22 protein-coding genes are annotated in these 22,413 nt (G+C 64.6%); 11 read left to right on the top strand and 11 right to left on the bottom strand.

The window, feature by feature from the left end; translation table 11 throughout:
- Positions 1-178: 178 nt before the first annotated feature.
- Positions 179-1,369, bottom strand: coding sequence for a M24 family metallopeptidase (locus tag LB523_RS28900; RefSeq protein WP_224609552.1), 1,191 nt, complete (start codon positions 1,367-1,369; stop codon positions 179-181).
- A gap of 332 nt (positions 1,370-1,701) precedes the next feature.
- Between LB523_RS28900 and LB523_RS28895 the strand changes: the two genes are divergently transcribed.
- The 6 genes from LB523_RS28895 (at position 1,702) to LB523_RS28870 (ending at position 7,716) form a co-directional block, all read left to right on the top strand.
- Positions 1,702-3,312 carry an ABC transporter substrate-binding protein gene (locus LB523_RS28895; RefSeq protein WP_224609549.1) on the top strand — a complete coding sequence of 537 codons (1,611 nt, stop codon included), beginning with the start codon at positions 1,702-1,704 and terminating at the stop codon, positions 3,310-3,312.
- Positions 3,313-3,558: 246 nt separating this feature from the next.
- On the top strand, positions 3,559-4,545 hold the full coding sequence (locus LB523_RS28890) for an ABC transporter permease (RefSeq protein ID WP_224609546.1): 987 nt from the start codon (positions 3,559-3,561) through the stop codon (positions 4,543-4,545).
- Positions 4,542-5,372: an ABC transporter permease gene (locus tag LB523_RS28885; protein WP_224609543.1), complete on the top strand. Its 831-nt coding sequence runs from the start codon at positions 4,542-4,544 to the stop codon at positions 5,370-5,372. Before LB523_RS28890 ends, LB523_RS28885 begins: the two co-directional genes overlap by 4 nt.
- Positions 5,369-6,373 carry an ABC transporter ATP-binding protein gene (locus tag LB523_RS28880; protein WP_318012003.1) on the top strand — a complete coding sequence of 335 codons (1,005 nt, stop codon included), beginning with the start codon at positions 5,369-5,371 and terminating at the stop codon, positions 6,371-6,373. The genes LB523_RS28885 and LB523_RS28880 overlap by 4 nt, the downstream gene beginning before the upstream one ends.
- A complete protein-coding gene (locus tag LB523_RS28875) occupies positions 6,370-7,146 on the top strand; it encodes an ABC transporter ATP-binding protein (RefSeq protein ID WP_224609540.1) in 777 nt (258 codons plus the stop codon). Before LB523_RS28880 ends, LB523_RS28875 begins: the two co-directional genes overlap by 4 nt.
- Positions 7,147-7,209: 63 nt before the next feature.
- Complete coding sequence (locus LB523_RS28870) at positions 7,210-7,716, top strand: L-2-amino-thiazoline-4-carboxylic acid hydrolase (protein WP_095769187.1); 507 nt, start codon at positions 7,210-7,212, stop codon at positions 7,714-7,716.
- A gap of 5 nt (positions 7,717-7,721) precedes the next feature.
- Here LB523_RS28870 and LB523_RS28865 read toward each other — a convergent pair whose 3' ends face one another.
- From LB523_RS28865 to LB523_RS28850, 4 genes are all read right to left on the bottom strand, one after another.
- On the bottom strand, positions 7,722-8,510 hold the full coding sequence (locus tag LB523_RS28865; protein WP_224609537.1) for a DeoR/GlpR family DNA-binding transcription regulator: 789 nt from the start codon (positions 8,508-8,510) through the stop codon (positions 7,722-7,724).
- A 223-nt stretch (positions 8,511-8,733) separates the two neighbouring features.
- Complete coding sequence (locus tag LB523_RS28860) at positions 8,734-10,032, bottom strand: NAD(P)/FAD-dependent oxidoreductase (protein WP_224609534.1); 1,299 nt, start codon at positions 10,030-10,032, stop codon at positions 8,734-8,736.
- A gap of 2 nt (positions 10,033-10,034) precedes the next feature.
- Entirely contained in the window at positions 10,035-11,405 is a 1,371-nt protein-coding gene (locus LB523_RS28855) for a glutamine synthetase family protein (protein WP_224609531.1), read from the bottom strand.
- A gap of 60 nt (positions 11,406-11,465) precedes the next feature.
- Positions 11,466-11,627 (bottom strand): hypothetical protein, encoded by a 162-nt coding sequence (locus LB523_RS28850; protein ID WP_176477134.1) that lies wholly within the window; start codon positions 11,625-11,627, stop codon positions 11,466-11,468.
- A 268-nt stretch (positions 11,628-11,895) separates the two neighbouring features.
- On the opposite strand from LB523_RS28850, the gene LB523_RS28845 reads away from it, so the two are divergent.
- Complete coding sequence (locus LB523_RS28845) at positions 11,896-12,336, top strand: GFA family protein (protein WP_224609528.1); 441 nt, start codon at positions 11,896-11,898, stop codon at positions 12,334-12,336.
- 19 nt (positions 12,337-12,355) lie between these two features.
- Here LB523_RS28845 and LB523_RS28840 read toward each other — a convergent pair whose 3' ends face one another.
- The 5 genes from LB523_RS28840 to LB523_RS28820 all read right to left on the bottom strand — a co-directional run bounded on the left by LB523_RS28840 (position 12,356) and on the right by LB523_RS28820 (position 17,162).
- Complete coding sequence (locus LB523_RS28840) at positions 12,356-13,117, bottom strand: SDR family NAD(P)-dependent oxidoreductase (RefSeq protein ID WP_224546146.1); 762 nt, start codon at positions 13,115-13,117, stop codon at positions 12,356-12,358.
- Between the two features lie 11 nt (positions 13,118-13,128).
- Positions 13,129-13,941, bottom strand: a complete 813-nt coding sequence (locus LB523_RS28835; RefSeq protein WP_140845079.1) for an ABC transporter permease — start codon at positions 13,939-13,941, stop codon at positions 13,129-13,131.
- Positions 13,941-14,804 carry an ABC transporter permease gene (locus LB523_RS28830; RefSeq protein WP_224609525.1) on the bottom strand — a complete coding sequence of 288 codons (864 nt, stop codon included), beginning with the start codon at positions 14,802-14,804 and terminating at the stop codon, positions 13,941-13,943. The genes LB523_RS28835 and LB523_RS28830 overlap by 1 nt, the downstream gene beginning before the upstream one ends.
- 77 nt (positions 14,805-14,881) lie before the next feature.
- The gene (locus LB523_RS28825) at positions 14,882-16,045 is read right to left on the bottom strand and encodes a PotD/PotF family extracellular solute-binding protein (protein WP_224532099.1); all 1,164 of its coding nucleotides are present in this window, start codon (positions 16,043-16,045) and stop codon (positions 14,882-14,884) included.
- Positions 16,026-17,162 (bottom strand): ABC transporter ATP-binding protein, encoded by a 1,137-nt coding sequence (locus LB523_RS28820; RefSeq protein WP_224609522.1) that lies wholly within the window; start codon positions 17,160-17,162, stop codon positions 16,026-16,028. The genes LB523_RS28825 and LB523_RS28820 overlap by 20 nt, the downstream gene beginning before the upstream one ends.
- A 115-nt stretch (positions 17,163-17,277) precedes the next feature.
- Between LB523_RS28820 and LB523_RS28815 the strand changes: the two genes are divergently transcribed.
- The 3 genes from LB523_RS28815 (at position 17,278) to LB523_RS28805 (ending at position 20,507) form a co-directional block, all read left to right on the top strand.
- Positions 17,278-18,087 (top strand): helix-turn-helix transcriptional regulator, encoded by an 810-nt coding sequence (locus tag LB523_RS28815; protein WP_224609519.1) that lies wholly within the window; start codon positions 17,278-17,280, stop codon positions 18,085-18,087.
- A 132-nt stretch (positions 18,088-18,219) separates the two neighbouring features.
- Positions 18,220-18,918 carry a GntR family transcriptional regulator gene (locus LB523_RS28810; protein ID WP_224609516.1) on the top strand — a complete coding sequence of 233 codons (699 nt, stop codon included), beginning with the start codon at positions 18,220-18,222 and terminating at the stop codon, positions 18,916-18,918.
- A gap of 233 nt (positions 18,919-19,151) precedes the next feature.
- A complete protein-coding gene (locus LB523_RS28805; RefSeq protein ID WP_224609513.1) occupies positions 19,152-20,507 on the top strand; it encodes a glutamine synthetase family protein in 1,356 nt (451 codons plus the stop codon).
- A gap of 19 nt (positions 20,508-20,526) precedes the next feature.
- On the opposite strand, the gene LB523_RS28800 is transcribed toward LB523_RS28805, so the two are convergent.
- Positions 20,527-21,168: a ThuA domain-containing protein gene (locus LB523_RS28800; protein ID WP_224609555.1), complete on the bottom strand. Its 642-nt coding sequence runs from the start codon at positions 21,166-21,168 to the stop codon at positions 20,527-20,529.
- A gap of 312 nt (positions 21,169-21,480) precedes the next feature.
- Here LB523_RS28800 and LB523_RS28795 point away from each other — a divergent pair, with 312 nt between their 5' ends.
- Positions 21,481-22,332, top strand: a complete 852-nt coding sequence (locus LB523_RS28795) for an NmrA family NAD(P)-binding protein (protein WP_224609509.1) — start codon at positions 21,481-21,483, stop codon at positions 22,330-22,332.
- Positions 22,333-22,413 lie beyond the last annotated feature (81 nt).

The raw sequence follows: 22,413 nt of genomic DNA, 5'->3' as shown, positions 1-22,413 counted from the left end.
CCTTTCCCTCCGGAGGGGGGAAAGGTGGCGCTGCGAAGCAGCGACGGATTGGGGGAACCACCTGGCAATCAAGCCTCAGGTCGATCACTCACGCCAGTTACGGAAGATATGTGCATAGCGTAGCGCAACCGGGGAGAAGGTGCCCGAAGGGCGGATGAGGGCAGCGCCGACCTTCTCCTTAAGAAATCCCGCCCCTGTTCCACCCACGCCCGCGGTCGCCGAACATCACATAGCCGGCGTCAGTGACGGCCACCGTGTCCTCCAGCTTGATGAAGCCGCGTGTCGGGTGAAGCATGGTCGTCTCGACCGACAGCACCATGTTCTTTTCCAGCGGCTTGGCTGCATAGGTGCCCTCATAGGCGACCGGGTGATTGGTCATCAGGAACGGCGCCTCATGCGTGATCAGCCCCATGCCGTGCGCGAAGAAATCCGTATAGGCCGCGACCTTGGATGCCTTCAGAACGCTCTCGGCATGCGCGATCATGTCGCCGCCAAGCGTGCCTGCCTTCACCTTGGAAAACGCCGCCTGTTGCACCGCCTCGACTTCGGCCAGAAGATCCTCCAGCTCGGCATCCGGCTCGCCGAGCACGCCCATGCGGCAGAGGTCGCCGATATAGCCGTGGTAGTTGCCGCCGGAATCGATCGACATCACCTCGCTCTTCTTCCAGGCCTGGCTGGACGCCGCGCGATTGTGGCTGGAACCAAGCGTCAGCAGGCAATATTCGAAATGCGCGCCGCGATTGGTCTCCTCGCGCCTGAGCTGCTCGATGATGTCGGTTTTGCTCGTGCCCTCGCGCGCCCAGGCGATCGTCGCCAGCATGGAATCGGTGATCAGCTCGGAGGCGATGCGCAGCTGTTCGAGTTCCGCCTCGGTCTTGATGGCGCGCATGCGCTCCAGCATGTCGGTCGCATCGATCAGCTTTGCATCCGGCAGCGCCTTGCGGATCAGCGTGTAGGCATCCGACGGCAGGAAGGCCGGCTCGATTCCGATGCGGGCGGCTTGCTTGCCGATCTGTTTGAGATGCTCCACCGCCAGATTGGCGGCATCGAGCGTGCCCCAGCAGGCGGCGTGCAAGGTCGGCGTCCAGAACGGATGGTTCTGGTGTTCGCCGCCTTCCATCTTGTTGCCGATATAGGCCGCATGTTCCGGCCCGCCCTTCTCGTAAAGGACGATCGGCAAATAGCGGCTGTGACCGATGGCATCCATCGCCGCGAAGAAGATGAACTTGTAGCCGCCGAGCAGATATTGCGTGTTGTGCTTGGAGGTGGCGAACAGCACGTCAATGCCGGCCTCTTCCATCAGCCGATCCACCCGCGCCTGATCGAACGGGACATTGCTGACCTCGGTTTTGCCCGGAGCGATGTTCATCTGCCTCTCCCTATCTTTGTCGGCCGCAGGAGCGCCGAAAGTCATGATGTATGGCTGTTGGCCAAATCTGCATCTTTTTGGCCACTCTGGTCCAGCCAGAATTGATCACTTTCCCGCCAAAGCCGGTTTCCGCCCAAATCCCGATCGGGCTGTCTGTAATCTGGTCCTACCAGATAAGAGCATGAGAGCCTCCGTCGGCTGGCTGGTCCAGCGGACGGAAATTTCAAAGCCAAGCCATGATGCGCCAAATCCGTCTCTGGCGAAACCTTTGCCAAGGGCCATAATCACCGGACTGCCGCGCCTGCCACGGCGCGAAGAGGGGAGTTTGAGCGATGTCCGAATTGACGATTTCACGCCGCGGCCTATTGGCCGGCTCGGCGCTGCTGCTGGCCTCCACCGCGCTTCCGACGATCGGCCTTGCGCAGACGCCCAAGAAGGGCGGCCGGCTGATCGTCGCCGCGGATTCCGAGCCGCGCAACCTCAATCCGGCGATCGTCGCCTCCAACGGCGTCTTCTTCATCTCCAGCAAGATCGTCGAGACGCTGGCCGAAGCCGCCTTCGACGGCAAGGACGGGCTTCAGCCGCGGCTCGCGCTTTCCTGGGAAGGTGCGGCCGACGGCCTGTCGGTGACCTTCAAATTGCGCGACGGCGTTAAATGGCATGACGGCAAGCCCTTCACCTCGGCCGACGTCGCCTTCTCGGCGCTGCAGATCTGGAAGCCGCTGCAAAATCTCGGCCGCACCGTGTTCAAGGACCTGGAGGCCGTCGACACGCCGGACGAGCTCACCGCAATCTTCAAATTCGCCAAGCCGACGCCGTTCCAGCTGATCCGCAACGCGTTGCCGGCGCTGTCGAGCGTCGTGCCGAAGCACCTCTATGAGGTGGGCAAGATCGAGGAGAACCCGGCCAACAATGCGCCGGTCGGCACCGGTCCGTTCAAATTCGCCGAATACAAGGCGGGGCAATATTACCGGCTGACAAGGAACGACGCCTATTGGGGCAAGGACGAGCCCTATCTCGACGAGATCGTCTACCAGGTGCTCCCTGATCGCACATCCGCCGCCGCGGCGCTCGAGGCGGAAGAGATCCAGCTCGCCGCCTTCTCCGCCGTGCCGCTCGCCGACCTCGACCGCATTTCCAAGGTGCCAGGCCTGAAGGTCATCACCAAGGGCTATGAGGGGCTGACCTACCAGCTCGTCGTCGAGATCAACCACCGCCGCAAGGAACTGGCCGATCTGAAAGTGCGGCAGGCGATCGCGCATGCCATCGACAAGGATTTCGTCGTCAAGACGATCTTCCTCGGCTACGCCGCGACCGCAACCGGCCCGGTGCCGAAGAACGATCCGCAATTCTACACCGCCGACGTGCCGGCCTATCCCTTCGACGTCGCCAAGGCCAATGCGCTGCTCGACCAAGCCGGCTACAAGCGCGCCGACGACGGCAAGCGCTTCGCGCTGAAGCTGCTGCCGGCGCCTTACTTCAACGAGACGAAGCAGTTCGGCGATTATCTGCGCCAAGCACTCGCAGCGATCGGCATCGACGCCGAGATTGTCAACAACGACTCCGCCGCGCACATCAAGGCCGTCTATACCGACCACGCATTCGACCTCGCCGTCGGCCCGCCGGTGTTCCGCGGCGACCCGGCGATCTCGACCACCATCCTGGTGCAGAGCGGCATTCCCGACGGCGTGCCCTTCTCCAACCAGGGCGGCTACAAGAACGCCGAGCTCGATGCGCTGATCGCGAAAGCATCGGAGACGCTGGATACAGCGGCCCGCACCGAGCTCTACAAGGAGTTCCAGAAGAAGGTGGCGGCCGATTTGCCGCTGATCAATGTGGCGGAGTGGAGCTTCATTTCCGTCGCCCGCGATACGGTCGGCAACATAGCCAACAACCCGCGCTGGGCAGTATCGAACTGGGCGGACACCTATTTGGCCGGCTGATCTCCTTGCGGATCGGCTGCCGGGGTGCTCAGCTTTGAGAATGAGAGTTCCTTCGCGCCCCCCTCTGTCCTGCCGGACATCTCCCCCTCTTGGGGGGAGATTGGCAGTTCTCGCGCCTCGCTCATTTCTGCAGCGTCGAAAATTGGCGAAAGCCGATCTCCCCCCTAGAGGGGGAGATGTCCGGCAGGACAGAGGGGGGCGCCGTAGAGCGCAACGTCCGTGGTTTGGCCTCAACCAGGCTTCGCCATGACCCGCGCCCTCCGCCTCCTGCGCCGCCGCGTCGTCGGCAGCGTCTTCGTGCTCCTCATCGTCGTCATCGGCAGCTTCCTGCTGCTCGAAGCCGCCCCCGGCGACGCGGTCGACGCCTATATCGTCTCGACCGGCGGCGATGCCGGCATGATCGAATTGCTGCGCCACCGCTGGGGCCTCGACCAGTCGGAGCTGACGCGCCTCGCCAACTATCTCTGGGCGCTGCTGCATCTCGACCTTGGCCAGTCCGTCACCTTCTCGCGGCCGATCCGCGAAATCATCCTCGAACGCCTGCCGACCACGCTGATCCTGATGGGCAGTGCCACCGCGCTCTCCTTCGGCCTCGGCTCGGCGCTCGGCATCTATGCCGGCGCGAGACCCGGCAGCATCCGCGACCGCTTCCTGTCGATCGGCTCGCTGGCGCTCTATGCCGTGCCCGGCTTCTGGCTCGGCCTGGTACTCATCGTCGTCTTCGCCGTCGACCTGCGCTGGCTGCCGATCGGCGGCATCGAGACCATCGCTTCAGGCAAGACCGGACTTGCCCGCGTCGCCGACATCGCCATGCATCTCGTGCTGCCGGTGTCGGCGCTCGGCTTCATCTATCTGGCGCTCTATTTGCGCATGATGCGCGCCGGCATGGCCGAGGCCTGGCGGCAAGACTTTATCCTCGCCGCCCGCGCCAGGGGCCTGCCGCGCCGCCGCATCGTGCTTGCCCATGTTGCCCGCAATGCGCTCCTGCCTCTCGTCACCATGCTCGGCTTGCAATCGGCACAGATGCTGGGCGGCAGCGTCGTCATCGAAAGCGTTTTCGCCGTGCCAGGCCTCGGCCGTCTGGCGCAGGAAGCCGTCGCCGGGCGCGACACGCCGCTGCTGCTCGGCATCATCCTGGTGAGCGCGGTCCTGGTCCTCGTCATCAACCTCCTGGTCGATCTCACCTACGCTGTCCTCGACCCGCGCGTCGGCGCCGGCGAGGCAAGCGCATGAGCCGCCTGCGCCGTTTCTTCCGCACGCCGGAAGCAATCGCCGGCGCAATCATCCTGGCCTTGCTCATTGTGGTGGCGCTGGCGGCGCCGCTGCTGTTTCCCGGCGACCCGCAGGCCATCGCCGGACCGGGGCTGCTGCCGCCGTTCCAGGACTGGTCGCTGCCGCTCGGCACCGACCGGCTCGGCCGCGACGTGCTGGCCGAGCTGTTCCATGGTGCCCGCACGTCGCTGGCGGTGGGACTGGCGGCGGCCGCCGCGGCGCTCCTCATCGGCTCGGTGATCGGCACTTTGGCCGGCTTCGCCGGCGGCCTGATCGACGAAGTGCTGATGCGCATCACCGATGCCTTCCAGACCGTGCCGAGCTTTCTGCTCGCGCTCGCCTTCGTCAGCATCGTCGGGCCTTCGCTCGGCGTCGTCGTCGCGGCCATCGCGCTCGGCGCCTGGACCGGACCCGCGCGCGTCGCCCGCGCAGAAGTGCTGTCGATCCGTGAGCGCGACTATGTCGCCGGCGCCCGCGTCATCGGCATGCATCCGCTGGAGATTGCTTTTCGCGAGGTGCTGCCCAACGCGCTGCCGCCGGTGCTGGCGCTATCCTCGGTGATCGTGGCCGCCGCGATCCTCACCGAGGCCGCGCTCTCCTTCCTTGGCCTGGGCGATCCCAACCACGTCACCTGGGGCGGCATGATCGCCGAAGGCCGCGCGGTGCTGCGCACCGCGCCGTTTTTGTCGGTCGTTCCCGGTATCGCGCTGGTGCTGACCGTGCTCGGCGTCTACCTCGCCGGCGAAGGCGTGGTGGAAAGCACCGCGGTGCGCAGGAGCCTGTTGTGACCACGCTGCTTTCGATTCGCGATCTTTCGGTGGGCTATCGGCGCGACAGGGCCGAGGCGCCGGCGCTGAAAGGCATCAGCCTGGATGTGAAAACCGGAGAGCGCCTGGCGATCATCGGCGAAAGCGGCTCGGGCAAGAGCACGTTGGCGCTGGCGGTTGCGGGGTTGTTGGCGAGGGGTGCCGAGATTGGCGGGCTGGTAGACTGGTTCCTGCCGGCAAGCGCTGGCGCCAAGGCCCCCCTCTCTGTCCTGCCGGACATCTCCCCCTCAAGGGGGGAGATGGGCAGTTCCGTCGCCGGCTCTCCTCTTGTGACCTCGAAAATTGGCGAAGGCGGAGATCACGAGCTAATCTCCCCTCTAGAGGGGGAGATGTCCGGCAGGACAGAGGGGGGCGCCGTAGAGCGCCAGCCCTCTCGTCCTCGCGATAACATCCCCCTCCTCGGCCGCGACATCGGCTTCGTCTTCCAGGACCCCTCTTCCAGCCTCGATCCGGTCATGCCAATCGGCAAGCAGATCGCCGAAGTCGTCCGTACCCATCTCGGCCTCAGCTGGCCTGACTCCTTCGCCCAAGCCAAAACCCTCCTCGACCGCGTCCGCCTTCCCGACCCCGAGGCCGTCCTCCACGTCTACCCACACCAGCTGTCCGGCGGCCAGAAGCAGCGCGTGGCCATCGCTGCCGCCATCGCCGCTGGACCAAAACTCTTGATCGCCGACGAAGCGACCAGCGCGCTTGACACCATCGTGCAGGCCGAGATCGTCGCCTTGATCCGCCGGCTGGTGGCCGAGGACGGCATGACGCTGCTTTTCATCAACCACGATATCGCGCTCGCCGCCACGCTTGCCGATCGCATCGCGGTGCTGCGCCACGGCGAATTGGTCGAACTCGGCGAGACCGATCAAATTCTCAACGCGCCGCGCCACACCTACACGCGCGCTTTGCTGGCCGCTCATCTCGGCCTCGACGCCGAGCCGCTGCTTGACCGACAAGGCGCCTCGGCATGACCGTGCTGGCCGTCTCCAGTCTCGCCAAGCGCTACCGCCGTGGCGGTAAGCCTTTCGCGGCGGTCGACGACGTGTCATTCGAGATCGGCCGTGCAGAAACGCTGGCGCTCGCCGGCCCGTCCGGCAGCGGCAAGTCGACGATCGCGAGGCTGGTTTTGCGGCTGATCGAGCCCGATGCCGGCCGCGTCGACTTCGAAGGCGCGGACTTCCTCGCGCTATCCGGCGCCGCTTTGCGCGCGCGCCGCGCTCGCATCCAGATGGTGTTCCAGGATCCGCTCGCAGCCTTCAATCCACGCGCCACCGTGGCGCGCGTGCTGGACGATCCGTTGCGCATCCATGGCATTGCCTCACGTGCAGAGCGCCCGCGCCGTATCGCGGCACTGCTGGAGCGCGTCGGCCTCGGTACCGGCCTCGCGGCTCGTGCCATCCATGAGATTTCCGGCGGCCAGCGCCAGCGCGTGGCGATCGCCCGCGCCATCGCGACGCGGCCGTCGCTGATCGTGCTCGACGAAGCCATGTCGGCGCTCGATGTCTCGGTGCGCGGCCAGATCCTCGAATTGCTGCTCGACCTGCAAAGGCAGGAACGGATCGCCTATCTATTCATTTCGCATGACCTCGGCGTTATCCGCGCCGTGGCGCATCGCGTCGTCATCCTCGACGCCGGCCGGATCGCCGAGAGCGGCGATGCCCGCGCCGTCATCGCCAACCCGCAATCGGCGATCGGCAAGGCGCTGGTCGAGGCGACGCCAAGATTGACCAGGAACCGACCATGATCCTCCAAAGTGGGAACCGGTTTGCGGACAGATCATGGCCAAACGACAAAATCAGGACACAGCATGACCGATCCCGAAGCAGCCAGAGCCGAAATACTGTCGCGCGAGCTCGACTCCGCCTTCCGCAACCGGGCCGACCTCTATCGTCTCTTCCTCGACGAGCTGACCGCCGAGCTTGGCGCCGAGAAAGCCGAGGCGTTAATGATCCGCACCATCGAGAAGCGCGGCCGGGAAGTCGCGGCTGCGGCGTTCGCCGCTTTCGGCCCCAATGATGCGCCGGCGATCGGCGACGCCTTTCTGGCGGTCAGTCCGGATGGCGGGCGCATGTATCCGACCGATGTCGAGCGCGGGCCTGGCCACATCGCCTTCAAGGTGAAGCGCTGCCCGCTGAAAGATGCCTGGATCGAGGCCGGCGTCGGCGAGGAGAAACTCGCCACGCTCTGCCGCATCGCCGGCGCCTTCGACCGCGGTCTGTTCGAGGCAACCGGCGTGCGCTTCTCCAATGTCACCTGGACGCCGGGTCATGGCTCCGGCTGCTGCCATATCGCGCTGACAAACCGCGACGCTTAACCTATTCAGCTCTCGGCAAACACGTGCAGCTCGCCGCCTGCCTCGTCGATCGCCGCGCGCATCTCGGCTGCCGGCTCGCTGTCGGTGACGACATCGGAAATCTCGCTCAGCGCGCAGACGCGTTCGAGGCCGCTGCGGCCGAACTTGTCGTTGGTCACGACCAGCATGGTCGACAGCGACCGTGCCATCATCGCGCGCTTCACCGCCGCAGCGCCCGAGATCATGTCGCTCGGCCCTTCGGCATTCAGCGCCGAGGCGCCGATGATGGCGACGTCGGCATTGTAGCGGCGCACGAATTCCACTGTGTCCTCGCCAAGTACGGCCGCCTCGCGGCTGTCATAGGTGCCGGGGCAAAGGATGACGCGGAAGCCCGGATTGGCGCCGGCCACCGAGGCGACGCCGACGGAGTTGGTGATGATCGTCAGGTCCCGGCCGTGTTGCGAAAGGCTGCGCGCGACTTCATAGGTGGTCGATCCGCCGTCGATCATCACGATGCTGCCTTTCTCGATCAGTCCGGCCGCACCTCGTCCGACACGGGCCCGCTCCTCGACCATTGTGAGGCCGCGTTCAGCAATCACCGGTTCCGACGTCACCAGTGAAATGGTGGCGCCGCCATAGGTACGGTTGATGAGCCCTGCATCGGCAAGCTCGATCAGGTCGCGGCGGATGGTCTCCCCGGCGACGCCGATGCGGCGCGCAAGCTTCGAGATGCGGATCGAGGCCGAGCGCCGAACCTCCGACAGGATCAGCTCATGGCGCTCTTTCTTGGTCAGTCGGCCCGGCTCGATGTTCATCGCTCTTCCTTCCCGGGATTCCGTCCCTGGCGTGCAGACATAGCCACCCCAGGGATACGAAAGCCAGCCCAGGGTCTGTCGAGATTCAGGTCAGGCCGAGCCGAAAGTGGTGGCTTCCGAGAACCGGCGTAGGCCGGAGCGGAGCGTACTTGAAGTACGTGAGCACCGGAAGCGCAGGAAGCCGCCATTTGCAGGCCGGCCTCACCTGAATATCGATGGACCCCTAGTGCCTTAAGCGATCGCGCATCGCATACCACAACATCCCGAGCACATTGAGCGGACCGCGCAGCGCCGTGCCGCCTGGGAACGGCAGCGGCGTCAAAGTCGAGAATAGGTCGAGCCGCGAGGCATCGCCCGTGATCGCTTCCGCCAAGAGCTTGCCGGACAGCGTCGACAGGATGACGCCCTTGCCGGAATAGCCATGCGCGAAATAGACCTCCCCATAGTGGCCGACATGCGGCAGGCGCGACGTGGTGATGGACACCAGACCGCCCCAGGCATGATCGATGCGGCAGCCCTTGAGCTGCGGAAAGGTCTTTTCCATATGCGGCCGCACGAAGCCGCCGATGTCGGCCGGCGGCGACGGCGTGTAGCGCTCGCCGCCGCCGAACAGCAGGCGTCCGTCCGCCGACATGCGGTAGTAATTGACGACGAACAGTGTGTCCGAGACGGCCACATTGGCCGGGATGAGATTGCGCTCGCCCAAAGGTTCGGTGGCGACGATGTAGTTGCCGACCGGCATGATGCGGCTACTGACACGCGGCTCCAACCCTTTCAGCAGCGCATCGCCGGCCAACACCACATGCCTGGCGCGAACCGAGCCCTCGTCGGTGAACACCCGGATGGAAGGTTCGCGCTCCAGCAGCACCGCGACCGAGTTCTCATGGATGACGACGCCGGCGGCGGTAGCGGCGCGGGCAAGCCCGAGCGTGTAGTTGAGCGGATGCAGGTGGCCGCCGAGCCGCTCCAACACCGCGCCCTGATAGGGTGTGTCGACCATCTGCCGCGCCTCAGCCGCCGACAGAATCTTGACATCGGTGAAGTTCATGACCTTGGCGAGGCATTCGGCCTCTTCTTCAAAGTCGCGCACATCCGAAGCGCTGACCGCGCCGACCAGATGGCCGGTCTGGCGCAAGTCGCATTCGATACCGTGGCGCTCGATGATATCGAGCACCAGCCCGCGCGCCTCGAAGGCCAGATCGAACAGCGCCTTTGCCCGTTCCGGCCCAAAGCTTCTGACCAGGCCCCTGGCGCCCTTTCGCAGGCCTGGGATCATCTGGCCGCCATTGCGGCCCGAGGCGCCCCAGCCGATCTTGCCGCCTTCGAGCAGCACCACTTTAAGACCACGCTCGGCCGCATGCAGCGCCGCCGACAGACCCGTGCAGCCGCCGCCAACCACCACCAGATCGGCCTCGACATCGCCGGCAAGCGCCGGATGGTCGGGCGCCGGATTGGCGGTGGCGACATAATAAGACTTGTCGATGTCGAGACCGGAATTGAAACCTGTTGAACGCGAAGCCATGGTCACACCTTGAGCAGCAGATGGTCGCGTTCCCAGGACGTCACGACGCTCTGGAACAGGTCGAGCTCGACGCTCTTCACGCGCAGATAGGTTTGGAAGAAATCCTCACCGAGCAGCGCCCGCACGGGCTCGCAATCGGCGAAACGGTCAAGCGCTTCCTCCATCGTCTTTGGGAGTGTGCTCTTGCTCTTATAGGCGTTGCCGAAGGCCTCCTCCGAACGCGCAAGCTTCTCCTCGATGCCGAGATAGCCGGCGATCAGCGAGCCGGCCATGGCGAGATAGGGGTTGGCGTCCGCTCCCGGCAGCCGGTTCTCGATGCGGCGCGCGGCGCGGCCGCCCAGCGGCACGCGCAGGCCGCAGGAGCGGTTGTCGTGCGACCATTCGATATTGGCCGGCGCGCTGTGGCCGGGCCGGATGCGCCGGTAGGAATTCGCATGCGGCGCGAACAGCGGCATGATTTCAGGGATATATTTCTGCAGGCCGCCGATGAAGTGCGCGAACATCTCGCTGTCCTCGCCGTCTCCGCCGGCAAACAAAGGCTCGCCCTTCCTGTCGACGATCGACATGTGCAGATGCATTGCGCTGCCCGCCTGCGCGGCGATCGGTTTGGCCATGAAGGTTGCGTGCATGCCGTTCGCCTGCGCGATCTGCCGCGCCAGGCGCTTAAATAACAGCACCTGGTCGGCAAGCGTCAGCGGATCGCCATGCAGCAGATTGATCTCGAGCTGCGCCGTGCCGGATTCGTGGATCAGCGTCTCCACCGGCAAGCCGGTGATGGCGGCATGCTCATAGAGCTGCCGCGTCACCGCTTCGAATTCCTCCATCGCCTGCATGTCGTAAGGATGCTGCACGCTTTCCGGCCGGCCGTTGCGCCCAACCGGTGCGGTCAAAGGCTGATCGGGGTTGGGGTTGAGCGCCGTCAGATAAAACTCGAGCTCCGGCGCCATCACCGCACGCCAGCCGCGCTGCTCATAAAGGTCAAGCACGGCTTTCAGCACATGGCGCGGTGAGGCCATCCACGGCCGGTCGTCCATGTGGAACGTGTCGGCGAAAACGTAGGCTTTGCCGGCGCTGCCGGGCGCAAGGCACAGGCTCGAAACGTCCGGCACCATGCGCATGTCCGGATCCTGGTAGGCGAAGCCTTCGTCGATGGAGCCGGAATAGCGGCCGTCGATGGCGACCAGGAAGGCGCTGCTCGGCAGATAGAGCGCGCGGTCGTCGAGCGACTTCAGAAATTTGGCGACCGGCAAGGTCTTGCCGCGCAGCACGCCGTTGACGTCCGGCACGAAGCACTCGACTTCGTTGATCGCATGCGTTTTCAGCCAGCTTTGCGTGTCCGCGCCGGGAAATGAGGTGTTCAGATTGTCAGGCATTGGTCATGTCCATACGAAGGAGAGATCGCTTCGGCGGGCATGTCCGTTCCGGTAGGGGCGTTATCTAAGCTGCGTTATCCGAGGACGGGCGCCCGCCTGTTGACCGGCCGAAGGCCGGGTCAGCGCGCCCTGCACCCCTTCGGTCCAGCCGTCGCGAACGACATGCGAGCCGACCTTGGTCTCCTCCGCGCGCTGCAGGTTCTCGTGGCGGCAGCAGCGCATGATCAGCGGCGCTCCGCCAAAGCGCACACCATTGCGGCTGCAACTGGAAACGGCCGGGTGGGGGAAAGCCTTTCTACCGCTCGCATGACAAGCCTTGTCGAGAACCTGGCATGGTTTGGCCGATCGTTGCCCGCAGCGCAAGCCTGCGCATGAAACCGCTGCCCGGTGTTGGCCCAAACAGGCGGAGGGAACCGGTTGCCTGCTTGTGCTGTTCCCATATGCGCCGCATGCCGACAGAACGATTTCCGAAGCAACCAGGAGCGATCAGATGGACAGCAGGAGCGATACGGGCGCATGTTTTTGCGGAGCGGTTGCCGCCGAGATGCAGGGCGATCCGTTCTGGATCTGCTTCGATCATGACGATGACTGTCGCCGCGCGATTGGCAGCCCGCTGACCATCTGGGTCGGTTACCGGCCGGACCAGTTCCGCTTCATGCGCGGCCAACCCCGGAGCTTCTCGAGAACGAAAGGTGTCGTTCGCACCTTCTGCGAGAAATGCGGCACCTCGATCACGTATCGCGACGAAGGGCTGAGCGACGAACTCTATGTCACGATCGGCTTCTTCGATCATCCGGAGCGGTTCAAGCCGCATGCGCATGCCTATTGGCGCCTTCGGCTGCCCTGGCTGGAATTCGCCGACGATCTGCCGCGCATCGACACCTACTCGCGGCGCCGCGATCCGACATTCGGAAATCCCAACGACCGGTAGGGGGTTTGCCAAGCGCTCCTCAGCCGATACTCTCGCCGCCATCGACCACCAGCGCCTGTCCGGTCATGAAGGACGAACGATCGGAGACGAGGAACAGAATGGCCTCCGCGATCTCCTCCGCGCTCGCCCAGCGCCCCATCGGGATCTTGGTGCGGACATAATTTTCGATCGCGTCGCGCCCGCCCATCTGCGCGATGAACGGCTCGTTGAACGGCGTGTCGACCCAGCCCGGGCAGAGTGCATTGATGCGCACATTGTGCTTGGCATAATCGAGCGACATCTGCCGGGTCATCGCCACGACGGCGTGTTTGGAGGTGGCATAGGCGATCATCTCGCGGTCGTAGAACACGCCGGAATTGGACGCCGTGTTGAGGATGACGCCGCCGCCTTGCGCGATCATCGCCGGCATGACGGTTTTGGCCGCCAGGAATTGCGCCCGCACATTGATGCGCCACGAAGCGTCCATGCCGTCGGTGCCCACTTCCGTCAGCGTGCCGCCCACCTGGATGCCGGCATGGCTGTGCAGAATATCGATCCGGCCATGCCGACCGAGCGTTCCCTCGATGAGGCCCTCGACGGCTGCATCATTGCCGACATCGGTGGCGACGGCCTCGGCGCGGCCGCCGGTTTCGCGAATGTCCGAAGCGGTGGCTTCGCCGGCCGCCGGGTCGCGGTCCGCGATCACCACGACTGCCCCTTCCCGCGCCATGATCATCGCGCCGGCGCGCCCGATGCCAGATCCGGCTCCGGTGACAATGGCGATACGGTCTTTCAAGATCATGGATTGGTCTCTCAAGGCGATGGCTTCCGTCGGCCGAGCTGCCATTGCGCCAGCAGCACGAGCAGGACCGACGCGCAGAGCACGATCGTCGCTATGGCGTTGATCTCAGGCGTCACGCCGCGCCGGATCGAGGCGAAGACATAGATCGGGAGCGTCGTCTGAGCGCCGGCGACGAAGAAGGCGATGATGAAGTCGTCGAAGGAGAAGGTGAAGGCGAGCAGGAAGCCCGCGATCACCGCCGGCATGATCTGCGGCAGCACGATCGAGCGGAACGTCGTCAGCGGCGTGGCGTAGAGATCGCTCGAAGCTTCGACCAGATTGCGGTCGAGGCTCGCGAGCCGCGTGCCGACGATCATCGTCACCAGCGCCATCGAGAACAGGCCGTGCGCGGCGATGATCGAGCCATAGCCCAGCGAAAGCCGCGGCGGCTGGTCTGTCGGCCAGAGCGAAGCGAGGAACGGATTGACGACGGCGAAAAGCTGCACCAGCGCCACCAGCGTCGAGATGCCGATGACGACGCCTGGCACGACGATCGCCGCGCCCAGCAGCGCATCGAACAGAGCCCGGGTCCGCGCGCCGACGCGCTGCAGCCCGAGCGCCGCGGCCGTCCCGCAGAGGGCCGCGAGCAAGGCACTGGTGGTGGCGATGAACAGGCTGTTCTTCAGCGCCTCGACCAGGAAGGGATTGGACAGCGCCTTGCCGTACCATTGCACCGAAAAGCCGGTGAACTCGCTGGCGTGGTGGCCGGCGTTGAAGGAGAACAGCACGACCAGCGCGATCGGCAGATAGAGGAAGGCAAAGACGGCAACGACGAAGGCGCGCATCAGATCAGGTCCACCCGGCGTGCGCCCGAGAGCCGGGTCGAGATGCGATTGGCGACGATCAGCACCACCACCGAGACCAGCACCAGCGTGATGGCGATGGCCGATCCGAACGGCCAGTTGCGCGATTGCAGGAAGAGGTCGACCAGCGCGTTGCCTATGAAGAACACCTTACCGCCGCCGAGCAATGTCGGGATCAGATATTCGCCGAGCAATAGGATCATCACCAGCGAGAAGCCGGTCATGACGCCGGGCAGCGACAGTCTCAGCGTCACGCCGAGGAAGGTCGACAGCGGCGTAGCACCGAGATCCGCGGAGGCCTCCAGCAGCCGCCGGTCAAGCCGTTCCAGGCTGACATAGATCGGCAGGATCATCAGCGGCAGATAGCCGTAGACGATGCCCAGCAGCACCGCGCCCGGGGTGTTGATCAGCCTCAGATCCTCGATGCCGACATAGGCGAGCAAAGCCGGGATGCCGCGCCCGCCAAGGATGTACATCCAGGCATAGGTACGCATCAGAAGGCTGGTCCAGAACGGGATGACGATCAGCGCGAGCAGGATCAGCCGCCAGCGATGCGGCGCGCGCAGCGCCAGGTAGTAGGCGACGGGATAGGCGACGAGCAGGCAAGCAAGCGCGCCGGCGGGCGCCAGCACCATCGTGTTCCAGAAGGCGGTCGCTCGCGCCGGCAGGTTGGCGTATTGCGCGAAGGTCAGCGCGGCCTGGTAGCCGCCCTCCGGCGCCCGCTCGCCGACACTGAAGATTGCGATGGCGACGAAGGGCAACACCAGGAATACGACCAGCCACAGCGTCGCCGGGGCGAGCAGCAGCGCCGTCACGAGATTTTTACGAGAGAGAGTGCGGCGCATCGGGAAAGCCGGTTGGGAGCCGGCGGACTCTCGTCCGCCGGTCGCATTGCCTGGTTCTGGTTTGTTGCCGGTCCCGCTCAAGCCGACTTGAAGCGCGCCATAAGCTCGGCGCGGCCCGGATCGGTCAGCGTCGCGGCGGCGCCGAATTCGAGCGGTTTCAACAGGTCGGCCGCCGGATAGAGGATCGGGTTGTCGAGCACTTCCTTTGGCAGCAGCGCGTTGACGCGCGCGTCGGTCGAGGGGGCGCCATTGGCCAGATGCTCCTTCACCGCCACCTTCGGGTTCATCAGGTAGTTGAGCAGCGCATAGCCGGCCGGCTTGTTCGGCGCGTCCTTCGGGATGGCGTAGAAGTCGGTCCAGATCTCGCCGCCCTCCTTGCCCAGCACATAGGCGATCTCGGGAATATCGCGATGGAGCTGTGCCCCGTCATTGGTCCAGCACATGGTCATCCAGGCATCGCCGGCGCGCATTCCCGGCTGGTAGTCGCTCGACACCGCGAACAGATGCGGCTTGACCTTCAGCAGCAGTTCCTCGGCCTTGGCCAGCTCGTCCTGTTTCAGCGAGTTGAACGAATAGCCGTAATATTTCAGCGCATTGCCGATCGTGGTGAGCTGATAGTCATGCACCATGGTACGGCCGTCGCCTTCCGCCATGGCCGTGTCCCAGAACTCCTTCCAACTCGACATCGGCTTGGCGAGCTTCTTGGTGTTGACCGCGAAGCCGGTCGTGCCCCAGTTCTTCGGCACGGCATAGATCGTCCCGTCGATCGTGCCTTCCGCCGTGAAGCGCGCATCTTCCGACTTGCCGTCGAAATTGCCGAGCTTGGCCATGTCGAGCGCCTCGATGATGCCGAGCTTCTTGTAGGTCGAGATGGTGTAGTTGGTGGGCACGAACAGGCTCCAGCCCGAGCCGCCGGCCTGCAGCTTGGCCAGCATCTCCTCATTCGAGCCGAAGACATTGACCTCGACGGCGACGCCGGTCTCCGCCTTGAAGTTCTCAAAGGTCTGCGGGTCGTGGTAGTTCGGCCAAGTGGCGATCGACATGCGGTCGCCGAGGTTCTCGGCGGCGAAGGCGGGTGTCGGCATGATACCGAGCTCACGCGCCATCACGGCGGTGGCGACACCGAGCCCGGTGAGGCCGAGGAAGTCGCGCCGGCTGATCGAGCCGCGCTTCAAACGCATCAACTGGTCGACGAACTTATCGGGGCTTATCGGCAGTCCGTCACGATAGGATTTCGGCATGTTGGTCTTCCCTCTGGTTGGTCCCGTTATTGTTGGCGTGCGGAAACGCCAGCGGCGCTCCGACGGCAAAGCCGATGGCGACGGGTTCGCCCGGCTTGAACAGATTGCCTTGGCCGATCACGTGATCGGCCTTGGCGAGCAGCGATCCGATGCCCTGGACTTCGATCGCGTATTCGGCTGTCGAGCCCAGGAAGATCCGATTGCGCACGATGCCTTTCAAGACACCGCCCCCAGGCGCCGAAAGGCTGAGCGATTCCGGCCGCAGGCTGACGGAGACGGCTTCGCCGCGGCCGAGCGGCACCCGCTTGCGCGCCGAAATCACCGTGCCATCGGCGAGCGCGACATCGACGAGGTCACCCGAGAGTCCGGCCACCTTGCCGCTGAGAAGATTGGTCTTGCCGACGAAGTCGGCCACGAACAGGTCGGCCGGCTCGTCATAGATCTCGCTCGGCTGCCCGAGCTGGACCACGCGGCCGCCATTCATGACGCAGACGAAGTCGCTCATCGACAGCGCCTCCTCCTGGTCGTGGGTGACCAGCACGAAGGTGATGCCGATCTCGCGCTGCAGGTTCTGCAGCTCGATCTGCATGTCGGTACGCAGCTTCTTGTCGAGCGCCGCCAGCGGCTCGTCGAGCAGCAGCACCGCCGGCTTGTTGACCAGCGCGCGGGCGAGCGCCACGCGCTGCTGCTGGCCGCCGGACAGCTCGTGGATCTTGCGGCGGCCATAACCGGCGAGCTGCACCATCGAAAGCGCCTCGCCTGCCCTTAAGGCGATCTCGCGCGACGACAGGCGCGGCCTTGCCTGACGCAACCCGTAGGAGATGTTCTCCTCGACATCGAGATGCGGGAAGAGCGCGTATTGCTGGAACACCATGTTGACCGGCCGCCGGTAGGGCGGCGTACCGGCCATGTCGCGGCCGCGGATCAGCACCTGGCCCTCGCTCGGCTGCTCGAAGCCGCCGATCATGCGCAGGCAGGTCGTCTTGCCGCAGCCGGAAGGCCCGAGCAGCGCGACGAAAGCTGAAGGCGGGATGGCAAGGTCGATGCCGCTGACCGCGGTGATGGCGCCGTAGCGCTTGGTGACCGCGCGAAATTCGATATCGGGCACTGCAGTCAAGCCAAGGCTCCAGCGACAGCGTGAGGCAATGCCTTGACGCTAGCAGAGGCAATGCACCTGGTATATACCTCGCAGGTGGTATATTTAGCCGATTTTATCGTTTAGAGGGGTATGAATGGCTGCCTCGCGCAGTGACGACTACAACGCCTTGGCCGCCGTGATCGCCGCGTCGCGCGAGACCGGCGACCATTTCGGCAGGGCGATCGTCGGCTGGCTCAGCGGACATGTCCGTTTCGATCACTGCGTGATCTTCGGCTATCGGGGTGCCGCGAGGCCGCCGCTCCTGTTCGACACGTTCTCTCCGGCGGAGAGCCACATCTTCGTCGCGCTCTACCAGGAAGGGCCCTACCTGCTCGACCCATTCCACCACGCCGCGGTCGAGCGCAAGGAGGGTTTCTGGCGCATGCGCGAGCTCGCGCCGGACCGCTTCTATGCCAGCGAATATTACCGCTCCTATTACAGCCAGACCAAACTTGCCGAGGAGGTCGGCTTCTTCGTGCCGCTGGCCGGCAAGGACGCGCTGGTGCTGTCGCTGATGCGGCTGCGCGCCACCGGCTCGTTCGGAACGGCGGATGCCAGGCTGCTGCGCGACATGGCGCCGGCGGTGATCGGCTTCTGCAGGCAGCGCTGGCCCGCTTTGCCTGCCGAAGAGGTTGTGGCCCGGCCCTCCGGCGAAACCGTCGCGCCGACAAACGAGCTCGACCGGGCGCATATCTGGAAGAGCCTGTCCTTGACCTCGCGCGAAAAGCAGGTCGTCGACCTGGTGCTTCAGGGCCACTCCACGGAATCGATCGCCAGGGCGCTGCGCATCGTGCCGGGGACCGTCAAGGTCCACCGCCGCAACATCTACCGCAAGCTCAAGATCAAGTCGCAGGCGGGTCTCTTCGCGCGCTTCGTCGAGATCATCGACGCACGGATCGGATAGCAACGCCGACCGCCGCCCTTGCGGCGGTTCGCGTTGAGCGTCTATCGTGCGGCCGAAATGATCGGCCAGCTATCCCGGCGGCGGATCAGGTGACGAGACAGATTTCAAGACGAGTGAAGCAGCGCATCGCCAATGGCCGACAAATCGCAATTCGGACTGACCGCTGTCGATACCGTTCCGCTGCATGAGAAAGTCTATATGGAGCTCGTGCGGGCCTTGATGTCGGGGCAGCTCCGGCCCGGCCAGAAGCTGACCTCGCGCAAGCTCGCCAAGGAGCTCGGCACCAGCGACATGCCGGTGCGCAGCGCCTTCATGCGGCTGCAGGCGCTGAGGGCACTGAGCCCGATGCCGAACGGCAGCGTCGAGGTGCCGCTGATTTCCGCCGACCGCTTCCAGCAACTGACCGCCGTGCGCACGGTCCTGGAAGGCACGGCCACCGAGCTCGCGACAAAACTCATCAACGGCAACAATCTGCGCGCGATCCGGCGCCACTGCGCCGAACTTACCGAAGCCGCCCGCGGCGGCGGGATCGAAAACTATCTGCGCAAGAACTATGACTTCAAATTCTCGATCTACCGCCATTGCGGCAACGAGCAGATGATCTTTCTGATCGAGACGGTATGGATGCAGGTCGGCCCATTCCTACGAAATCTGCACATCGGTTTCGAGGATGACCTGGCCGGCATTCTCGGCATCGACTATCACGAGGAGGTCGTGGCGGCGATCGAGGCTCATGACGGCGAAAGGGCGCGGGCCGCGATCGTGCGCGATATCGCCGAGGGCGCGACCCACATCCTCGGCCAGGTGAAATTTCCGGAACTGCGCCACTGACAGCCAGGCGGGCCTCCGAATCCGGCTTGGCTTTCGCCGATCGGGCCGCTATGTTGCGATCGCAGATCGCACAATGTGGACCTGAAATGCCTCCCGATATCCCGGCTAATGATTTGAAAAGATGAAGGAAAATCGCCCGGCAGCAGCCGCGTTGGCCTTCACGAACTCACAAGCCGAAAATTGGATATCGTAGCCGGCAGGGCTACAGCACCCAGAAAAACAGGGGCTGGAAATTGAGCGATGCGATTGCAGACGTTTTGAAGTGGCTGGACAGCAGGAAGGACATCCAGAGCCTGCGGGCGGCGGTGTGCGACCTGAACGGAATCATGCGCGGCAAGCGCATTCCGGTCGAGCAGGCGCGCAAGGCGCTCGAAGGCAAGCTGCGCATGCCCTACTCGGCCATCGGGCTCGACATATGGGGCGAGGACATCGAAGGCAATGCCCAGGTGTTCTCGACCGGCGACGCCGACGGGCTTTGCCATTGGACGGGGCGCGGCATATTGCCGGTCAACTGGACGGCACACCCGACGGCGCTGTTGCCGGTCTGGTTGGCGGACGACAGCGGCGCGCCCTACCTTGGCGATCCGCGCCGCGCGCTGGCCCGCATCCTCGACCGGTATGCCGCGCTAGGATTGACGCCCGTCACCGCGACCGAGCTCGAATTCTACCTTGTCGACCCGACGTCGCAGCGGCCTGTCGGACCGGTCTCGCCGGTAACCGGGCGGCGCCTCGATTCCGACGCGGCGCTCTCGATCGACGAGGTCGACGATTTCGAAGCCTTCATCCACGATATCTACGAAGCCTGCCGTATGCAGGACATTCCGGTCGACACCGCGATCGCCGAGAACGGCGTCGGCCAGTTCGAGATCAACCTCAACCATGTGCCCGACGCCCTGCGCGCCGCGGACGACGCCGTGCTCTTCAAGCGCACCGTCAAGGGCATTGCCCGCAAGCATGGCTTCGCCGCCTGTTTCATGGCCAAGCCCTATGGCGAGCGCGCCGGCAACGGTTTCCATGTCCATTTCAGCGTCCTCGACAGGCAAGGCCGCAACATCTTCGACGACGGCTCGGATCAGGGTTCCGATGCCATGCGCCATGCGGTTGGCGGCCTGCTTGCCGCGATGGCCCAGAGCACGCTGGTGTTCGCGCCGCATTTCAATTCCTACCGCCGGCTGCGGCCGCGATCCTATGCGCCGACGGCCGTTGCCTGGGGTTATGAAAACCGCATGGTGGCGATTCGCATTCCGGGTGGCCCGTCGGCCGCACGCCGCATCGAGCACCGCGTCTCCGGCGCCGACGCCAATCCCTGTCTGGTGCTGGCGGCGATTCTCGGCGCGGCCTTGATCGGTATCGAGCGCCAGCTCTCGCCCGGTGAGCCGACCGGCGGCGAAGGCCAGGGGCTGACGCTCGCCAAGCTGCCGCCGGATTGGGCCTCGGCGATCGCCGCCTTCGAGGCGGGCCAGCGTGTCGCCGAAATCTTCCCGGACGTGCTGCGCGACGCCTTCGTCGCCTGCAAGCGCCAGGAGCTGAACACTTTCGCGCTCAACGTCAGCGACTTCGAGATCGAGACCTATCTCGAAAGTGTTTAGCCGACCTTGAGCCGGTCGCTCAGCGCGCCGCCCACGCCAGCCCTCGGCGCAGGATGGTGCGCATCTGCGGGACCTCGAACTCCGAGGCCACGTGACCGAGCGAGGAATAAAACACGCGCCCCTTGCCGTGCCGGCGCTTCCACACCACCGGCATGACGACGCCGTCGATCCACGGCGCGTGGTCGCCGGAAAAAGTGGTGGTCGCCAGCACCTCGTTGGATGGATCGACATGCATGTAATACTGTTCGGAGCGGTAGGGGAAATCCTCGATGCCTTGCATGATCGGGTCGTCGCGCCGCACCACATTTACGTGATAGTCGATGATGTTGCCGGGATGCGCGACCCACTGGCCGCCGCACATGAACTGGTAGTTCGTTGATTCGCGAAAAGCGTCGCCCATGCCGCCATGATAACCGCCGAGGCCGACGCCGTTTTCGACCGCCTCGGTCAGGTTCGCCTCTTCGGCCTTGGTGAGCTTGGACATGGTATAGATCGGCACGATCAGGCTGAGATCGCCGATCGCCGGATCGGCAAAAGCTGCCGTCGTGTTTTCGACGCGCACGGCAAAGCCTTCTTCCTCGAGCATCGCTTTGACGGCGCGCGCGCCGGCTTCGGGTTCATGCCCTTCCCAGCCGCCCCATACGATCAGCGCTTGCCGCATCTTTGTCTCCGTCAGTTTGGTTGCGTTCATTCGAGATCGCCAAGGGCGAATATTTGCAGAGATTTCGGACGTTAATGCACGTCAGCAAAAAGCCGGGGCGAGTCTACCCACAAATGGGTTTGCGAAGAAACACGAAACCATTCGAACGCGGCGCGCCTTCGCGCCAACTCATCTTATGCGGCCTGTTGAAGCCTTACCCGAAAAATATGCCGGCGGGGAGGTGACATCCCGGTCGCGGGAACCAGATTGGGTCGAGGGCCACTGGTGCCCGGACAGATCCGTGATCGTCACGAAACGCACAGGAACATGATCATGATGATTCTCGCCTTCGGTGCAGCGGGAAATTTTGCGGGCAGCGTCATTCCCGCCCTTGCCGCTCGGGGCGCGCGCGTCCGTGCCTTCGTCCGCAAGCCTGAGCAGGCTGAACTGGTACGCCGTCACGGCGCAACCGAGGTTACCATCGGCGATCTGCGCGATCGTGCAGCTTTGGATGCAGCGCTCAAGGATGTGGGCGCCGTCTTCTATATCGCCCCAGCCTTCATTCCCGCCGAGGCTGATGTGGGAAAGAAAGTCGTGGAGGCCGCTATCGACGCCGGTGTGCGCCGGTTCGTGTTCTCGGCCGTGATCCATCCGGTGCTTTCGGACCTCGTCAATCATGTCGCCAAAGCGCCGGTCGAGGAGGCGGTTCTCAACTCCGGCCTGGAATATACGTTCCTCCATCCGGCGCGCTACTTCCAGAACTACGCGGCATTCTGGCCCAAAGTCGTGAAAGAGGGCGTGCTTGCGGAGCCCTGGTCGTCCGGGACACGCTTTTCGCTGGTCGACTATCGCGATGTCGCCGAGGTCGCCGCGATAGCCCTGACCGAAGAGCGGCTGCTTTTTGGAACGTTCGAGCTCTGCGCACCTGGGCAACTTAACCGCCTCGATGTCGCTGCGCTGATGAGCGATGTGCTGGGCCATGAAGTTAGGGAGCGCCGCGATCCCGATGTGCTCGGCGATGTTCCTCCCGGCTTGCGGGCGATGTTCGATCACTACGATCGCCACGGCCTGCTCGGCAACCCACTGACGCTACGTGCGATCTTGGGCCGGGAGCCGCGGTCGCTGCGTGCTTATTTGGAGGAATTGGCGCAAGGCGATCCTGCCCGATCCGGCGAGCAAGGATGAACAGCCGGCCCCCATGCCACCCCAGCCGAATACAAAAACGGCCCGCGAGGAGCGGGCCGTTTGTTGTTTGGTTGCGGGGAC

It is taken from the genome of Mesorhizobium sp. ESP-6-4 (assembly GCF_020164735.1).
GTDB lineage: Bacteria > Pseudomonadota > Alphaproteobacteria > Rhizobiales > Rhizobiaceae > Mesorhizobium.
Note: the sequence above shows the minus strand (reverse complement) of the source record. Positions and strands in the feature narration are given on the sequence as shown.

Coding starts and splice junctions, on each gene's coding strand:
- LB523_RS28875 (WP_224609540.1), top strand. CDS start 6,370: ATGACCGTGCTGGCCGTCTCCAGTCTCGCCAAGCGCTACCGCCGTGGC.
- LB523_RS28810 (WP_224609516.1), top strand. CDS start 18,220: ATGGCCGACAAATCGCAATTCGGACTGACCGCTGTCGATACCGTTCCG.
- LB523_RS28860 (WP_224609534.1), bottom strand. CDS start 10,032: ATGGCTTCGCGTTCAACAGGTTTCAATTCCGGTCTCGACATCGACAAG.
- LB523_RS28840 (WP_224546146.1), bottom strand. CDS start 13,117: ATGATCTTGAAAGACCGTATCGCCATTGTCACCGGAGCCGGATCTGGC.
- LB523_RS28900 (WP_224609552.1), bottom strand. CDS start 1,369: ATGAACATCGCTCCGGGCAAAACCGAGGTCAGCAATGTCCCGTTCGAT.
- LB523_RS28865 (WP_224609537.1), bottom strand. CDS start 8,510: ATGAACATCGAGCCGGGCCGACTGACCAAGAAAGAGCGCCATGAGCTG.
- LB523_RS28845 (WP_224609528.1), top strand. CDS start 11,896: ATGGACAGCAGGAGCGATACGGGCGCATGTTTTTGCGGAGCGGTTGCC.
- LB523_RS28815 (WP_224609519.1), top strand. CDS start 17,278: ATGGCTGCCTCGCGCAGTGACGACTACAACGCCTTGGCCGCCGTGATC.
- LB523_RS28885 (WP_224609543.1), top strand. CDS start 4,542: ATGAGCCGCCTGCGCCGTTTCTTCCGCACGCCGGAAGCAATCGCCGGC.
- LB523_RS28890 (WP_224609546.1), top strand. CDS start 3,559: ATGACCCGCGCCCTCCGCCTCCTGCGCCGCCGCGTCGTCGGCAGCGTC.
- LB523_RS28855 (WP_224609531.1), bottom strand. CDS start 11,405: ATGCCTGACAATCTGAACACCTCATTTCCCGGCGCGGACACGCAAAGC.
- LB523_RS28895 (WP_224609549.1), top strand. CDS start 1,702: ATGTCCGAATTGACGATTTCACGCCGCGGCCTATTGGCCGGCTCGGCG.
- LB523_RS28825 (WP_224532099.1), bottom strand. CDS start 16,045: ATGCCGAAATCCTATCGTGACGGACTGCCGATAAGCCCCGATAAGTTC.
- LB523_RS28835 (WP_140845079.1), bottom strand. CDS start 13,941: ATGCGCGCCTTCGTCGTTGCCGTCTTTGCCTTCCTCTATCTGCCGATC.
- LB523_RS28800 (WP_224609555.1), bottom strand. CDS start 21,168: ATGCGGCAAGCGCTGATCGTATGGGGCGGCTGGGAAGGGCATGAACCC.
- LB523_RS28850 (WP_176477134.1), bottom strand. CDS start 11,627: ATGCGCTGCTGCCGCCACGAGAACCTGCAGCGCGCGGAGGAGACCAAG.
- LB523_RS28870 (WP_095769187.1), top strand. CDS start 7,210: ATGACCGATCCCGAAGCAGCCAGAGCCGAAATACTGTCGCGCGAGCTC.
- LB523_RS28830 (WP_224609525.1), bottom strand. CDS start 14,804: ATGCGCCGCACTCTCTCTCGTAAAAATCTCGTGACGGCGCTGCTGCTC.
- LB523_RS28795 (WP_224609509.1), top strand. CDS start 21,481: ATGATGATTCTCGCCTTCGGTGCAGCGGGAAATTTTGCGGGCAGCGTC.